Origin of the sequence: Pigmentiphaga sp., from assembly GCF_033795525.1 — a bacterium.
Taxonomy (GTDB): Bacteria; Pseudomonadota; Gammaproteobacteria; order Burkholderiales; family Burkholderiaceae_B; genus Pigmentiphaga.
The window spans coordinates 19797-34196 of record NZ_JARYGM010000004.1 but is presented as its reverse complement, the minus strand read 5'-3'; the positions used below and the strand labels follow the sequence as shown (position 1 = coordinate 34196).

The following is a 14400-nucleotide window of genomic DNA, read 5'->3' as shown; positions in this document are numbered from 1 at the left end:
CCCTACCACCACCCGTGAAAATGATGCACCGGACCATGGCCGGCCCCCACTCCCAGCCGGTCGGCGTGCCGGATGGCCTCGGTCAAGTAATGCTTGGCGCGCCTGGCCGCTTCGGGCACGTCCTGCGACTGCGGCAACAACGCCGCCAGCGCGGCAGACAAGGTGCAACCGGTGCCATGGGTATTACGGGTGTCGATCCGCGGCGCCGAGAGCTCGATCATGCGGTCGCCGTCGTGCAGGAGGTCGATGGCCATGTCGCCGGGCAGGTGGCCGCCCTTGAGGAAGACCCAGCGCTCGCCGCTGTAGGCCAGTTGTTCGCGCAGGCGCTCGGCCATGCGGCGCATGTCCCGCAGCGTGTCGGCCGGGCGCTGTTCGAGCAGCACGCCGGCTTCCGGCAGGTTGGGCGTGATCATGGTGACCTGCGGCAACAGCGCTTCGCGCAGCGCGCCGACGGCGTCGCGGGCCAGCAGCGTATCGCCGCTCTTGGCGACCATGACCGGGTCGAGCACGACGTGCGGCGGCTGCCAGTGCGCCAGCCGGCCGGCCACCGCCTCGGTCACGGGGCGGCTGCCCAGCATGCCGATCTTGACGGCATCGGCGGGCACGTCGGCGAACAAGGTGTCGATCTGTTGCGCGACGAAAGCGGGATCGATGGGCAGGACGCCGGTGACTCCCTGGGTGTTCTGGGCGGTCAGCGCGGCCACGACGCCGCAGGCATAGGCGCCGAGGGCGCTCATGGCCTTGACGTCGGCCAGCACTCCCGCGCCGCCCGACGGGTCGACGCCCGCGATGGTCAAGGCCTTGGGAATGGGGCGAGCGGAAGACATGCAGATCCTCGAAAAGATACTATCCACGCGCGCCGCATGCCGGCCGCGCACGCCGCCAGTATAGTCGCCCGCCGGGGGCCGCCTCGAGCGGCTGGAGGATGTCCGTCCGGGCGAAGGCAGGTAACATAGCAGGCCCCTTAGACGGAACCGCCCTCGAGGGCAGAGGCTCGCCATGATCTATGAACTCGCGCACATCGAAGTCCAGCCCGGCACCCAGGAAAAATTCGAGGCCGGAGTCCAGGCGGCAGCCCCGCTGTTCCAGCGCGCCAAGGGCTGCCACGGCATGGAACTGCACCAGACGCTGGAAGATCCAAACAGCTATCTGCTGGTCGTGCAATGGGAAACCCTCGAGGACCACACGGTGCACTTCCGCGGCTCGGAGGACTTCAAGGCCTGGCGGACGCTGGTGGGCGACTATTTCGCCAAGCCCCCCATGGTGCGGCACACCACGACCATCGCCAAGCCGTTCTGATCCCGGCGGCCCGACATCGTCCGGTCTCGTGGTCTTGCTAGACTAGCGCACGCCCCGGCGCCCGGATCGCCGGGGCGGGGTTAGAATTGCATGTTTTGTTACGTTTCGCCTTCTTCCTAAATTGCTGCCATGAACGCTGCCTCCCTTCCAGACGTCGAACTCGCCCGCTTCAACATGGTGGAACAACAGATCCGCCCTTGGGACGTCCTCGACCCCAATGTGCTGGAACTGCTGTTCAAGGTGAAGCGGGAAGACTTCGTTCCGCCCTCGATGCGCACCCTGGCTTTCGCGGATACCGAGATTCCGCTGCACATCGACGACTACGACAGCGGCGAATGCATGCTCGCCCCCAAGATGGAAGCGCGCCTGCTGCAGGAACTGGCCCTCCAGCCCACCGACAGCGTGCTCGAGATCGGCACCGGCTCCGGCTACCAGACCGCCCTGCTGGCCAGCCAGGCCCAGACGGTCACCTCGATCGAAATCCTGCCCAAGCTGGCCGCCTTCGGCCAGGCCAACCTCAAGCGGGCCGGCATCGACAATGCCACCGTCCAGGTGGGCGACGGCAGCAAGGGCTGGGGCTCCACGGAATACGACGCCATCCTGGTCACGGGCTCGGTGCCCGAGGTGCCCGACAGCCTCAAATACCAGCTGCGCGTGGGCGGCCGCCTGGCCATCATCGTCGGCCAGCCGCCGGTCATGACCGCCTGGCTCATCACGCGGACCACGGCGGCAAGCTTCGAGTCGGTCTCCCTGTTCGAGACCCTGGTCAAGCCCCTGCGCGGCGTCACCGTTTCCAAATTCAAGTTCTAAGCGGAGCCCGGTGCCCATGCGCGCAAGGCCGTATGTCCCGATACTGTGCGCGCTGCTGGGCGCCTGTGCGTTCTCGACCGGCGCGGCGGCGCTGGACCTGGACCAGGCCTACCGCGCCGCGCTGGCCAACGACGCCACCTTCGCCTCGGTGCGCGCCGCCTATACCGCCACGCTGGAAAAACTGCCCCAGGCCCGCGCCGGGCTGCTGCCGGCGATCACGGTCAACGGCAACCGCGCCGAAGCGTCCACCACCCGCTTGCCGGGGGTGCAATACACCAGCGAAAGCTACACGCTGCAGTTGATCCAGCCGCTGTTCCGATGGGCCAACTGGCAAAGCTACGAACAATCCAAGCTGCAGGTCGCCATAGGCGAAGTCCAGCTGGCGCAGGGGCGGCAAGACCTGATCCTGCGGGTTGCCCAGGCCTATTTCGACGTGCTGGCGGCGCAGGACAACCTGACCTTCATCGGCGCCCAGAAGGCGGCGATTTCCGAGCAGCTGGAAGCGGCCAAGCGCAATTTCGAAATCGGCACCGCCACCATCACCGACACCTACGAAGCGCAGGCGCGCTATGACCTGGCCGAGGCGCAAGAGATCCAGGCCCAGTCCGACCTCGCTGTGCGCATCAGCGCCTTGCAGCAGATCATCGGCGGACCCGCCGGCGACCTCGCACGGCTGCCGCCTGCGGTCAATGTGCCGGCGCCCGAGCCTGCCCATGTCGATGCCTGGACCGAACAGGCGGCCGCCAACAACCTGGCGGTGGCGCAGGCGGGCCTGTCTAGCGAAATCGCCGAGCGCGACATCGAAATCGCCCGCAGCGGCCACTACCCCACGGTCGACCTGGCGGCCAACATCGCACGCAACCGCGGCCTGGTGGGTCAGAACGTGGTCAACGACTTCTACACCACGCGATCGGTGGGCGTGCAGGTGTCGGTGCCTATCTTTTCCGGCTTTGCCACCACCTCGCGGGTGGACGAGGCCGCCGCGCTGTCGCAGAAGGCCCGCAGCGACCTCGAGGCAGCCCGCCGCGCAGCCGTCCAGAACACGCGCGTCGCGTTCCAGGGCGTCAACGCCGGCCTGGCCCAGGTGCGCGCGCTCGAGGCCGCCCAGGTATCCAGCCGCAGCGCGCTCGATGCCAACAAGACCGGCTACGAAGTCGGCGTGCGCATCAACATCGACGTGCTCAACGCCCAGCAGCAGCTCTATTCGACCGAGCGCGACCTCGCCAAGGCCCGCTATGACGCGCTCATGTCCGGCCTGCGCCTGAAAGCGGCCGCAGGCATCCTGACCGAGGACGACGTGCGCCAGGTCAACGCGCTGCTGCGTTGACCCGGTCCTTCAGCCTGCCGTAGACCCGATACGCATTGCCGGCGTAGATCTTCGCCCGCTCGGCCTCGCCGATGCCGGCGGCATCGACGTAGCGGCGCGTATCGTCGAAGTAATGGCCGGTCTCCGGCTCCACGCCCCGCACGGCTCCTACCGTTTCCGACGCAAACAGGATGTTGTCGGCCGGAATCACCTTCAGCAGCAGGTCGATGCCGGCCTGGTGATACACGCAGGTATCGAAGAAGACATTCTCCAGCAGCAATTCCTTGAGCGGCGGCAGGCCCATATCCTGCGCCAGCCCCCGGTATCGGCCCCAGTGGTAGGGCACGGCGCCGCCGCCGTGGGGAATGATGAACTTGAGCGTCGGGAAATCCTTGAACAGCCGCGAGGTCAGGAACTGCATGAAGGCGGTAGTGTCGCCGTTGATGTAGTGCGCACCGGTCGCATGGAAATGCGGGTTGCAAGAGCCGCTCACATGGATCATGGCGGGCACGTCCAGCTCGACCATTTTTTCGTAGAGCGGATACCACCATTTGTCGTGCAGGGGCGGGTCTTTCCAGTACCCGCCCGTAGGATCGGGATTGAGGTTGCAGCCCACAAAGCCAAGCTCCTTCACGCATCGCTCCAGCTCGGGAATGCATTTGGCGGGCTCGACCCCGGGACTCTGCGGCAGCTGGCAGACGCCCGCGAAATTACCGGGATAGAGCTGGCAGATACGATGGATCAGGTCGTTGCACACCACGGACCATTCCGCGCTGGTCTTCTCGTCGCCGATGTGATGGCCCATGCCCACGGCGCGCGGCGAAAAAATCGTCAGGTCGGTACCGCGCTCGCGCTGGATCCTCAGCTGCTTGGTCTCCAGGCTTTCGCGGATCTCGTCATCGGAGATGACCGGGCGCGGGAATACCTGGCAGGTGCCGCACTCGCAGGCCGCCACCTGCAGGCGGCGGTATTCGTTCAGCGCTTCGGGGGCGGTGGTGTAGTGCCCATGGCAATCGATGATCATGCAAGCTCCTCCCTTCCATTGTGATCCGCTGCACCGGCCCATCTGCCGGCCAAACACGACACGAACGCCAGTGCGCAGGCTCTCCGCATTCTGCTGGCGCGCCCCGCTTTCATCCATTGAGTAAAACTTCCGGTGGCTTGAGCAAACGCTCAAGCGCCCTGGCTCGCCGCTTAACCATCTCCTCAACCCGGCGGAAGTTTTCCTCAATAGACCGGGCCGCGCCTTGCGTGCCACCATCCTTACCCGACAAGACATCGGCGCGCCATGAACGCCGGGAAAAGGAGACGAGCCGTGAAATTCCCCGCATTGCGAATTCGGCAGTACCCCCTTGTTCTCATTGCCGCGGCCCTTACCGCCGCGACCGCCCAGGCCGCACCGGCCGACGGCTATCCGGACAGGCCCATCAGGATGCTGCTGCCCTACGGTCCCGGCGGCATCGGCGACCTGACCGCCCGCGTCGTCACGCAGAAGGTCGGCGAGATCCTGGGCCAGCAGATCGTGATCGAAAACCGCCCCAGCGCGGGAGGCGTGCAGTCCTTCCAGGGCGCCCTGCAGGCGCCGGCCGACGGCTACACCATCGTCCAGGGCGGCAACGGCACCGCCATCAGCCAATCGCTGATGAAAGAGCTGCCCTACGACATCCTGAAGGACTTCATGCAGGTGGCGACGTTGTCGCGTTTCAGCCTGCTGGTGGTGGTGCGGCCCGATTCGCCGCACCGCACGCTGGCGGACCTGGTCGCGTACGCCAAGGCCAATCCGGGCAAGCTCAGCCTGGGAACCACGAACATTGGCTCGACGCAGCATTTGTCGGCCGAACTCTTCAAATCGGTGGCAGGCATCGAAGCCCAGGTCGTGCCCTACAAGATGAGCGCGGCGCTGCTGACCGGCGTGCGCTCCGGCGACATCGACGCGGCCTTCGAATTCGTCCCGCCCCTGCTGTCTTCCATCAAGGGCGGCGCGGTTCGGGCGCTGGCCATCGCTTCGGATAAGCGCAACCCCAACTTGCCGGACGTCCCCACGGCGGCGGAAAGCGGCCTGGACGGCTACCAGGTCAACTCGTGGAATGGCGTGTCGATCAGGACCGGCACGCCGCGTCCCATCATCGACCGCCTCAACCGGGCATTCACCGAAGCGGTCAATTCGCCGGAGGTGGCGCAGAAGATCCGCGAGATGAATTCCGAACCGTTCGCGCTGACTCCTGAACAGACGCGGGAACTGATGATCGCCGACATCGCCAAGTGGAAGGCGGTTATCGAACGCGCCAACATTCCCCTCAACTGATCGAGCTTCCCCATGAGACACGTCGTAGTACGCAATATCGAACGCGGCCCGCGCGATGCCATCGACGCGCTCGGCGCCGCCGGCGTGGCCACGGTGCACGAAGCCATGGGCCGCGCCGGCCTGATGGCCCCCGCCATGCGGCCCATCTACGCCGGCGCCAGCATCGCCGGCTCGGCAGTCACCGCGCTGGCGGCGCCTGGGGACAACTGGATGCTGCACGTCGCCATCGAACAATGCCAGCCGGGCGACATCCTGGTGGTCGCCGTCATGTGCGAAAACACGGACGGCATGATCGGCGACCTGCTGGCCACATCGCTCCAGGCCCGGGGCGTGCAAGGCGTAGTCGTCGACGCCGGCTGCCGCGACGTGCGCACCATTACCGAGATGCGCTTCCCGATCTGGTCGCGGGCGATCTCGGCCCGCGGCACGGTCAAGGCCACGCTGGGCAACGTGAACCTGCCGGTGGTCTGCGCGGGCGCGCTGGTGCAGCCGGGCGACGCCATTGTGGCCGACGACGACGGCGTCGTGGTAGTGCCGCGTGCCGACATCCAGAAAGTCGCCTCGCTGGCGCAGCAGCGTGCCGACAAGGAAGCCCGGTCCCGCGCCCGCTATGCGGCCGGCGAGCTGTCGCTGGACGTCGCCGGCATGCGGGCCGGCCTCGAAGCCGCAGGCCTCGTCTACGTGGACAGTATCGAAGATCTCTGACTCCGCAAGCAGTCCAGGACCCGACCCGTCATCCCTCTCATACCCGACCATGACCCAGCCCCCCCTCCCCCTGAAGATCGCCATCGCCACCTACGGCCATACCCGCGCGCTCAAGCAAGGCCAGGTGCCTATCGAAGGCGTGCAGCCCGACTTCATTGAAATCAAGCCCATCATCGCCGCCTTCCGGCGCATGGTGCGCGACGTGGAATTCGACGTCTGCGAGATGGCGCCCGCCACCTACATGATCGCGCGCGAGGCGGGTGCCCCGTTCAAGGCGCTGCCGGTCTTCATCTTCCGGCGCTTCCACCATGCCGGCCTGGTCTACCGCGACGATGCCGGCATCCGACAGCCGCGCGACCTGGAAGGCAAGCGGGTAGGCGTGCGCGCCTACTCGGTCACCACCGGCATCTGGACCCGCGGCATCCTGGCCAACGAATACGGGGTCGACAACGCGCGCATCACCTGGGTGGTGGACGATGAAGAACACGTGTCCTCGCTCCGGTTGCCGTCCAACGTACAGCATGCGCCGGACGGCAAGTCGCTGGTCGAGCTGATGGCCACCGGCTACCTGTCCGCCGCCTTCACCGACAATGCCGGCATCGGCCGCGCCGGCGCGCCGTCCGAAGGCTGGCAGGCCGGCGGCCGCGTCAAGCCGCCCGAGTATCTCGAGCTGTTTCCCGATGCCGCCCGGCTGGAAGCCGAATGGTTCCGCAAGACCGGCATCTATCCCCTGCACGGCCTGATCGTGGTCAAGGACGAGATCCTGGCCCGGCACCCGTGGGTGGCCCGGGCCTTGTACGAAGCCTTCGCGGCGTCCAAGGACATCTACCTGCGCCAGCTGGAGGCGGGCGAATCGGTTTCCGACAAAGACGACCACTACCGGGCCATGCGCGGTATCGTGGGCGATCCGCTGCCCTACGGCATCCAGGCGAACCGCCCGTCCATCGAAGCCATGATGGCCTATTGCTTCCAGCAAGGCTTGTTGAAGAAGCAGTACGCCATCGACGACATGTTCATCGACGTCGGCGCCTAGCGCCACGCCGCCCACGACGCGCCTCCTATCGACCTGCCCTACCGATACCCAGGAAGGAAACCATGGCTACTCGCCTCATCGACATCCACCCGCACATCATTTCGCCGGATACCCAGCGCTACCCGCTCGCCCCGCTCGGCGGCGAGCGCTCGGGATGGTCGGCCACGCGGCCCGTTACCTTCGAGCAATACGTGGCGGCCATGGACCAAGCCGGTATCGACAAAGCGGCCATCGTCCACTCGTCCACCACCTACGGTTTCGACAATTCCTACGTTGCCGACTCCATTGCCGCGCAGCCGCAGCGCTTCGCAGGCGTGTATTCCGTCGACATGCTGGCGCCCGACGCGCCCGAGAAAATCCGCTACTGGATGGGCCGCGGCATGGCTGGGCTGCGCATCTTTACCCATGGCAGCACCATGCCGGGACAGGCGCCGTGGCTGGAAGACCCCAAGCTGCACGCAGCCTGGGGACTGGCGGGAGAGCTGAAGCTGCCCGTGTGCGTGCAAATGACCAAGACGGCGATCCCCGCCCTGGAAAAACTGCTGACGGCCTTCCCGCAAACCATTGCGGTCATCGATCACTTGATGAAACCGGACATCACCAGTGGCCCGCCCTACCCCGGCGCCCAGTTCCTGTTCGACCTCGCCCGCTTCGACAATGTCTACTTGAAACTGAGCAGCCGCAATACCGAAGCGGCCTATGCCGGCCAAGCCACACCCGAAAGTTTCCTGGGCCGGGTGGTCCAGGAATTCGGCGCCGAGCGCATCGCCTGGGGCTCGAACTTCCCGGCGGCGGAAGACAGCCTGACCGACATCGTCAAGGCCCTCGAGGAATACATCGCCTTCCTGCCGGCCAAGGACCAGCACTGGATCATGGCCGGCACGGCCCAAAAACTCTATCCACGACTGGCCGACTGAAACAACGGCAAAGCGGCGGCGCCCAGGACGAACGGCGCCGCGGCACGACAACCCAGGGGACGGAACATGAGCAACACCGTAGCGGCGCGCATGACGCTGAAAACCAATCTCGCGGACTCTCCGGTCGCGATGGCCATGAAGGATGGCCGGGTCAGCTCGGACCTGGTCCACCTCGATTTCTGCGGACCGAAGACCGCGCACGACGGTTTCAAGCCCATGATCCGCCACAATGCCTTCGACGCCGGCGAGCTGGCCATCGTGACCTATCTGCAGGCCAAGGCCTACGGCAAGCCGTTCGTCATTCTGCCCACGCCCATGGTGGGCCGCTTCCAGCACCACTGCATAGGCTTCAACAAGGAGTTCGGCCACCTCGACCCCAAGGACATCGAAGGCAAGAAGGTCGGCGTACGCACCTATGCGCAGACCACGGGCCTCTGGGTGCGCGGCATCCTGCAGCACGAGTACGGCGTCGATCTCGACCGGGTCACCTGGCTGACCGTGGACGAATCGCACCTGGCCGAATACCAGGACCCACCCAACTGCCAGCGGCTGCCGCCCGGTTCGTCCATCGCCCAGATGATGCTCGACGGCGAACTGGCCGCGGCCATCCTCGGCAACGATATGCCCAAGGACCCGCGCGTGCAGACGCTCATTCCCGATGCGAAGGCAGCGGCCCGGGCCTGGTACGATCGCGAAGGGGTCATTCCCATCAACCATATCTTCGCGATCCACGAAGAGGTCTCCCGCAAGCGGCCCGACGTCGTACGGGAAATCTTCCGGATGATCGTAGAAAGCCGCCAGCTCGCGCCCGCCTCCGCGCTCGAGACCCTGCCGCCCATCGGCCTGGAGGCCAATCGCAAAGGCCTGGAGATGGCCATCGACTGGTCGTACGAGCAAAAAATCATTCCGCGGCGGTTCTCGGTGGACGAGTTGTTCGACGACACCACGGCCGCGCTGGGCTAATCCCATCCCGATGGCGGAGCCTGCGCCCGCCATGCACCGCTTGAGTAAAATCCCCCGGCTCGAAGGCACGGCCATCGCACTTTCTACCCGGGGGGCGGCATGACGCAGATCGACTGGTACCTGCAGGTCAACTTGAAGGCGCGCCACCTCCGATTGATTACCGCCCTGTACGACTACGGCAATCTCAAGCAGGTGGCCGAAGCCTCGCACGTCACCGTGCCGGCCGTCTCCAAGGCGCTGGCCGAGCTGGAAAAAGGCCTGGGCCTGGAGCTGTTCTCGCGCACTGCCCAGGGCTTGCGTCCAACCGCCTACGGCGAATGCCTGGTGCGGCACGCGCGCACGCTGCTCACCGAACTCCACCAGGCCAGGGACGAACTCAAAGCCCTGAGCTCGGGCGCCGAAGGCAAGGTCCACATCGGTGCCTTTCCCGCCGCCACCTCCATGCTGCTGCCCCAGGCCATCGCCGTGCTCAAGCAGCGCTCGCCGCGCACCAACGTGCTGGTAACCGAAGGCACGGCCCAGACGCTACTGCCCGAACTGTGGCAAGGCCGCGTGGACATCATCGTGGGACGCCTGCCGCTGCGCACCGCGGCCGACGGCTTCGAAGAAAAGGAATTGCTCGAGGACCCGGTCCGGCTCATGACGCGCCGCCAGCATCCCTTGGCCAAAAGAAAACGGCTGAAGTGGTCGGACCTGCAACCCTATCCCTGGGTACTGCCGCCGGCGGGCACCATCATGCGCGCGCCGCTCGAACGCACGCTGGAACAGCACGGCGTTGCGCTGCCGAACAACTATGTGGAGACGCTGTCCACCCATCTGGCCAGTGCGTACCTGCACGTGACCGATGCCATCGCGGTCATGGCGGGTGCCGTCGCTGCCGACGCCGCCGAAGCGCTAACCGTGCTGCCCTTGAGCTTTCCCAACCTGATGCGGCCGCGGGGCGTGTTGTGGAACAAGAATCGCGGGCTGAGCCCGGGCGCCGAACTCATGATCGCGTGCCTGGAGGAAGCCGCCGCCGGGATACGGCGCCGCTACGGACAAGCGGAACGCCCGGCCGCGGCCCCCCGCATTCCCCTGGCCGCTACGCCAGCCAGCCGCTGACCGCCCGTATCACTCGCTGCGTGGCGCCGGTATGGGTGGCGCTGAACCGCGCCGCCGCCTCGCGCATGGCCTGCCTCCGCGCACCGTCGTCGATCAAGGCCAGCGCCTGCTGCCATGCTGCGCGCGCGCTGTCGGCGCGCAGCGCGGCGCCGGCTTCGATCGCGTCTGCCGAGGCCTGCGCGAAATTAAAGGTATGCGGCCCCACAATCACCGGCACGCCGCAGGCGCTGGCCTCGATCAGGTTCTGCCCCCCCAGCGGCGCGAAGCTCCCGGCCACGATGGCCACATCGGCTGCAGCGTAGTAGAACGGCATCTCGCCCAGGCTGTCGCCCAGCACGACGGCTACTTGCGCGCCCACGGCCGCAGGCGGCATGCCGGCCATACCGGATCGGCGCTGCATGGCCAGCCCCGACTTCTCGACCAGGGCCGCCACTTCATCGAAGCGCTGCGGATGCCGCGGAATCAACAAGACCAGCGGCTGCACGCCGGCGGGCGTGCGAGGTGCCTCGCGCATGGCCGCCAGGATCTCTTCCTCTTCGCCCTCGCGCGTGCTGGCCCAGGCAATCACGGGGCGTCCCAGGCACTCGCGCCAGGCCGCTCCCGCCCGCACCAGCTCATGCGGCAGCTGAAGGTCGAACTTCAGGTTGCCCACCACCAGCGGATCGCGCGCGCCTACCATCCGCAGGCGATCGGCGTCGGCCTGCGTCTGCGCCAGCACCGCATCCAGGCGGCCGTAGGTGCGGCGCGCCAGGCTGCCCACGCGCCGGATCTTGCGCGCGGACTTGGCCGACAAGCGGGCACTGACCAGTGCCATCGGAATGCCATAGCGGCGCGCGCTCTTGATCAGGTTGGGCCAGACCTCGGTTTCGATCAGCAGGCCGCAGCGCGGCGCAAAGTAGCGATAGAAACGATTGACCGCCCCCGGCATGTCGTAGGGCAGCCAGGCCTGGCGCAGCCGGCCCTGGGCAATGTCCTGCTCGAACAGGCGCGCGCCCTCGGTACGGCCAGTGGCCGTCATATGGGTCAACAAGACCGGGAAGCCGCGCTCGAGCAAGGCGCGCACCAAGGGCTCGGCGGCGCGCGTCTCGCCCAGGCTCACGGCATGCACCCATACCGGCGTCGCGCGGAAGCCGGCCCGCGCCGGCGCGGCCTTGCGGTCGCCATAGAAACCGAAGCGCTGCGCCGGAAACAGTCCGTACACAGGCTCGCGCCGCGCCCGGCGCCAGATGCGCCAGAGCAGGAAAGGCGTGGCCATCCGCCACAGCAGGGAATACACCGCCTGCAACACCGCTGCGCGCATCAGGGCATCGCTCCCGCTGCCCCGGAAGGCGCATCCGTGGCCGGCAAGGCCTGGCCGATGGCGGCCAGGACCTGTTCGCAGGACGGCGGCGTACCGCGTCCGCCCAGGCTGGCGGTAAAGGCCGGACCGGTGACCGGTGTCAGCGCCGGATCGTAGTCCGCGTAGATGCCTATCGTGAGGCGGCCCAGGGCGCCCGCCAGGTGCGTCAAGCCGCTGTCCAGGCCCACCACCAATGCGGCCCCGGCCAGCACGCCGGCCACGTCCGCCAAGCCCATACGCGGCAAGGCCCGGGCACCGGCAATGCCGTCCACCAGGCGCTGCGCGCGCGCGGTTTCTTCGTCGTTGCCGGCAAATACCAGGGGCGCATAACCGGCTACCGACAGGCGCTCGAGCACGGTGCGCCACGACGCCTCGGACCACAGCTTGGTGACCCGGCTGGCCGACGGCATGATGGCGGCGTAGCGTGCCGGCAAGCCGGCCGGTGGCTCGGCCCGTATGCCGAATTCCGGCGGCCCGGCGAACTCATAGCCCAGCGCCAGCGCCGCCAGCTTGCGCATGCGCGCCACCGCCGACTGCCGGTACTCCACCCGGTGGCGGTGCCGATAAAGCAGCGCCGCGAACGGGTCCCGCGCCGAACGCAGATCGCAGCCATGCAACGGCCCGTTCGCCATGCGCGCCACCAGCACCGATTTCCACAGCCCCTGCATATCGATGACCGCGTCGTACCGGTGTTCCTGCAAGCGCTTTTTGAACGCGGCGCGCTCGGCCTTGACCGGCGCCGACCACCAGGCCTTGCGCCAGCGGCGTACCGCTACCGGAATCACCGTATTCAATTGGGGATGCAGCGCGGGAATGGCGGCAAATGCCTCTTCGGCCACCCAATCGATCACGGCGCCCGGCACATGGCGGGCGATGTCCGAAACGGCGGGCAGCGCATGGACGATATCGCCCATGGACGAGGTCTTGACGAGAAGAATGCGAGGCACGGACGAAAGCCGGGGGGAACCCGCAGCGTAGAAAGCGCGAATTTTAACCGCTACGGGCAATACGCCCGCGGCGCCCTACTTGCGCCCCCTCCACTGCCCCACCCAATACGCCGTGGAAGGATCGTGCCCCTCGCCGGCCGCATCGCCGGACAGTTCCTTGGCGATCCCGGTCGCCAGCACCTTGCCGTACTCCACGCCCCACTGGTCGAAAGGATTGATCCCCCAGACCACGCCCTGCACGAACACCTTGTGTTCATACAAGGCCAGCAGCGCGCCCATTGCATGCGCGGTCAAACGCGGCAGCACGATGAGGCTGGACGGACGGCCGCCGGGATGCGCCTTGTGGCGTGCCAGCCAGGCCGCGCGCGCCGGGTCGCTTTCCTTGGCGGCCACTTCGGCTTCCAGCGCCGAGGCCGGCTTGCCGCGCAGCAGCGCCTCGCGCTGGGCCAGGCAATTGGCCACCAGCAGGCGGTGGTGTTCGGGATAAGGATGGTCGGCCTCGCGGCAGATGATGAAATCCACCGGCGCCCCCTCCGGCCCCTGGTGCAGCCACTGGAAGAAGGTGTGCTGGCCGTCGGTGCCCGGCATGCCCCAGACGATGGGTCCGGTGGGCAGTGTCACCGGCCGCCCTTCCAGGTCCACCGACTTGCCGAGCGATTCCATTTCCAACTGCTGCAGGTAGGACACCAGGTGCAGCAGCCGCGCATCGTAGGGAGCGATGTTCACCGAGGGGTAGCCGAACACGTTGCGGTTGGCCAGGCCGGTCAAGGCCAGCTGCACCGGCGCGTTGTGCTCCAGCGGCGCCTGCGCGAAATGCTCGTCCATGGCCGCCGCACCCTGCAGCAGCCCGTCCAGCGCCTCGGCGCCCAGCGCCAGCGCAATAGGCAGACCGATCGCGGACCACACCGAATACCGGCCGCCCGCCCAGTCCCAGAACGTAAAGATGCGGTCCGGCGCGACACCCATGCGCTGGGCCGCCTCCGGGTTGGCGGTCACGGCCACCACATGCGACCACGGGTCGGCAATGCCGGCCTCGCGCAGCCATTGCAAGGCGCATTGCGCATTGTGCATGGTCTCGGTGGTGGTGAACGACTTGGACGACACCACCACCAGCGTGTGCTGGGGGTCGAGGCCGATCAGGCCCGCCTCGATCGCATGCCCATCGATATTGGACACGAAGCGCAGCTGGCGCCGGGTGCCGGCATAGCCCAGCGCGGACACCACCAGCTTGGGACCCCAATCGCTGCCGCCAATGCCGATATGCACCACGCTGTGGAAACGGCCCTCGGCATCGAGATGGCGCACGAAAGCCCGCACGCGATCGCGTTCGGCCACGATGCGGCCAGCCACGCGTCCCGGCGGCTCTTCAGCGCGCAGCGCGGTATGCCAGGCAGCGCGGTTCTCGGTGCAGTTGGCAATCCCGCCTTCCAGCAGCCGCTCACGGCAGGCGTCGAAATCCCGTGCGGCCAGCAACGCCGAACCGGCAGCCAGCAGTTCCGGCGACTGCGCCTGCGTGCTCAAATCCACCGACAGGCCAGCCGCCTCCAGTACCCGCAGCGTGCCGCCGCTGCGGTCCGCGCGGCGGGCGGCCTCGGCAAACGCCTGCCAGGCCGCGGTACCGGCCAGCGGCTCGACGGGATTCGGCAGATACGTAGGAGCGCCTTCCATCATCAAC

Annotated in this window: 14 protein-coding genes; 9 read left to right on the top strand and 5 right to left on the bottom strand. The window is 67.2% G+C overall.

Annotated elements, in window-relative coordinates; all coding sequences use genetic code 11:
- Window positions 1-2: 2 nt before the first annotated feature.
- Window positions 3-827, bottom strand: a complete 825-nt coding sequence (gene thiD / locus QHC78_RS12490; protein ID WP_319744982.1) for a bifunctional hydroxymethylpyrimidine kinase/phosphomethylpyrimidine kinase — start codon at window positions 825-827, stop codon at window positions 3-5.
- 172 nt (window positions 828-999) lie between these two features.
- Between thiD and QHC78_RS12485 the strand changes: the two genes are divergently transcribed.
- The 3 genes from QHC78_RS12485 (at window position 1000) to QHC78_RS12475 (ending at window position 3436) form a co-directional block, all read left to right on the top strand.
- Complete coding sequence (locus tag QHC78_RS12485; protein ID WP_319744980.1) at window positions 1000-1299, top strand: antibiotic biosynthesis monooxygenase family protein; 300 nt, start codon at window positions 1000-1002, stop codon at window positions 1297-1299.
- Window positions 1300-1428: 129 nt separating this feature from the next.
- Window positions 1429-2109 (top strand): protein-L-isoaspartate O-methyltransferase family protein, encoded by a 681-nt coding sequence (locus QHC78_RS12480; protein WP_319744978.1) that lies wholly within the window; start codon window positions 1429-1431, stop codon window positions 2107-2109.
- Between the two features lie 16 nt (window positions 2110-2125).
- Entirely contained in the window at window positions 2126-3436 is a 1311-nt protein-coding gene (locus QHC78_RS12475; RefSeq protein WP_319744976.1) for a TolC family outer membrane protein, read from the top strand.
- Here QHC78_RS12475 and QHC78_RS12470 read toward each other — a convergent pair.
- The gene (locus QHC78_RS12470; RefSeq protein WP_319744974.1) at window positions 3417-4439 is read right to left on the bottom strand and encodes an amidohydrolase family protein; all 1023 of its coding nucleotides are present in this window, start codon (window positions 4437-4439) and stop codon (window positions 3417-3419) included. The two genes, QHC78_RS12475 and QHC78_RS12470, sit on opposite strands and share 20 nt — an antisense overlap.
- Window positions 4440-4730: 291 nt before the next feature.
- On the opposite strand from QHC78_RS12470, the gene QHC78_RS12465 reads away from it, so the two are divergent.
- The 6 genes from QHC78_RS12465 (at window position 4731) to QHC78_RS12440 (ending at window position 10439) form a co-directional block, all read left to right on the top strand.
- Window positions 4731-5720 (top strand): Bug family tripartite tricarboxylate transporter substrate binding protein, encoded by a 990-nt coding sequence (locus QHC78_RS12465; RefSeq protein WP_319744972.1) that lies wholly within the window; start codon window positions 4731-4733, stop codon window positions 5718-5720.
- 12 nt (window positions 5721-5732) lie between these two features.
- Entirely contained in the window at window positions 5733-6425 is a 693-nt protein-coding gene (locus QHC78_RS12460; protein WP_319744970.1) for a 4-carboxy-4-hydroxy-2-oxoadipate aldolase/oxaloacetate decarboxylase, read from the top strand.
- Between the two features lie 49 nt (window positions 6426-6474).
- On the top strand, window positions 6475-7458 hold the full coding sequence (locus tag QHC78_RS12455) for an ABC transporter substrate-binding protein (RefSeq protein WP_319744968.1): 984 nt from the start codon (window positions 6475-6477) through the stop codon (window positions 7456-7458).
- 62 nt (window positions 7459-7520) lie between these two features.
- A complete protein-coding gene (locus tag QHC78_RS12450) occupies window positions 7521-8375 on the top strand; it encodes an amidohydrolase family protein (RefSeq protein WP_319744966.1) in 855 nt (284 codons plus the stop codon).
- A 66-nt stretch (window positions 8376-8441) separates the two neighbouring features.
- Window positions 8442-9338 (top strand): substrate-binding domain-containing protein, encoded by an 897-nt coding sequence (locus QHC78_RS12445; protein ID WP_319744964.1) that lies wholly within the window; start codon window positions 8442-8444, stop codon window positions 9336-9338.
- A gap of 99 nt (window positions 9339-9437) precedes the next feature.
- Window positions 9438-10439: a LysR substrate-binding domain-containing protein gene (locus tag QHC78_RS12440; protein WP_319744962.1), complete on the top strand. Its 1002-nt coding sequence runs from the start codon at window positions 9438-9440 to the stop codon at window positions 10437-10439.
- On the opposite strand, the gene QHC78_RS12435 is transcribed toward QHC78_RS12440, so the two are convergent.
- The 3 genes from QHC78_RS12435 to pgi form a co-directional block, all read right to left on the bottom strand.
- Complete coding sequence (locus QHC78_RS12435; RefSeq protein WP_413816465.1) at window positions 10420-11727, bottom strand: 3-deoxy-D-manno-octulosonic acid transferase; 1308 nt, start codon at window positions 11725-11727, stop codon at window positions 10420-10422. The genes QHC78_RS12440 and QHC78_RS12435 overlap by 20 nt on opposite strands.
- A gap of 11 nt (window positions 11728-11738) precedes the next feature.
- Window positions 11739-12725 (bottom strand): lipopolysaccharide heptosyltransferase I, encoded by a 987-nt coding sequence (waaC, locus tag QHC78_RS12430; protein ID WP_319744957.1) that lies wholly within the window; start codon window positions 12723-12725, stop codon window positions 11739-11741.
- Between the two features lie 75 nt (window positions 12726-12800).
- Window positions 12801-14396: a glucose-6-phosphate isomerase gene (gene pgi / locus QHC78_RS12425; RefSeq protein WP_319744955.1), complete on the bottom strand. Its 1596-nt coding sequence runs from the start codon at window positions 14394-14396 to the stop codon at window positions 12801-12803.
- Window positions 14397-14400 lie beyond the last annotated feature (4 nt).

Excerpts from the sequence above, each read along its gene's own strand:
- thiD (WP_319744982.1), bottom strand. The coding sequence starts at position 827 with ATGTCTTCCGCTCGCCCCATTCCCAAGGCCTTGACCATCGCGGGCGTC.
- QHC78_RS12485 (WP_319744980.1), top strand. The coding sequence starts at position 1,000 with ATGATCTATGAACTCGCGCACATCGAAGTCCAGCCCGGCACCCAGGAA.
- QHC78_RS12480 (WP_319744978.1), top strand. The coding sequence starts at position 1,429 with ATGAACGCTGCCTCCCTTCCAGACGTCGAACTCGCCCGCTTCAACATG.
- QHC78_RS12475 (WP_319744976.1), top strand. The coding sequence starts at position 2,126 with ATGCGCGCAAGGCCGTATGTCCCGATACTGTGCGCGCTGCTGGGCGCC.
- QHC78_RS12470 (WP_319744974.1), bottom strand. The coding sequence starts at position 4,439 with ATGATCATCGATTGCCATGGGCACTACACCACCGCCCCCGAAGCGCTG.
- QHC78_RS12460 (WP_319744970.1), top strand. The coding sequence starts at position 5,733 with ATGAGACACGTCGTAGTACGCAATATCGAACGCGGCCCGCGCGATGCC.
- QHC78_RS12455 (WP_319744968.1), top strand. The coding sequence starts at position 6,475 with ATGACCCAGCCCCCCCTCCCCCTGAAGATCGCCATCGCCACCTACGGC.
- QHC78_RS12450 (WP_319744966.1), top strand. The coding sequence starts at position 7,521 with ATGGCTACTCGCCTCATCGACATCCACCCGCACATCATTTCGCCGGAT.
- QHC78_RS12445 (WP_319744964.1), top strand. The coding sequence starts at position 8,442 with ATGAGCAACACCGTAGCGGCGCGCATGACGCTGAAAACCAATCTCGCG.
- QHC78_RS12440 (WP_319744962.1), top strand. The coding sequence starts at position 9,438 with ATGACGCAGATCGACTGGTACCTGCAGGTCAACTTGAAGGCGCGCCAC.
- pgi (WP_319744955.1), bottom strand. The coding sequence starts at position 14,396 with ATGATGGAAGGCGCTCCTACGTATCTGCCGAATCCCGTCGAGCCGCTG.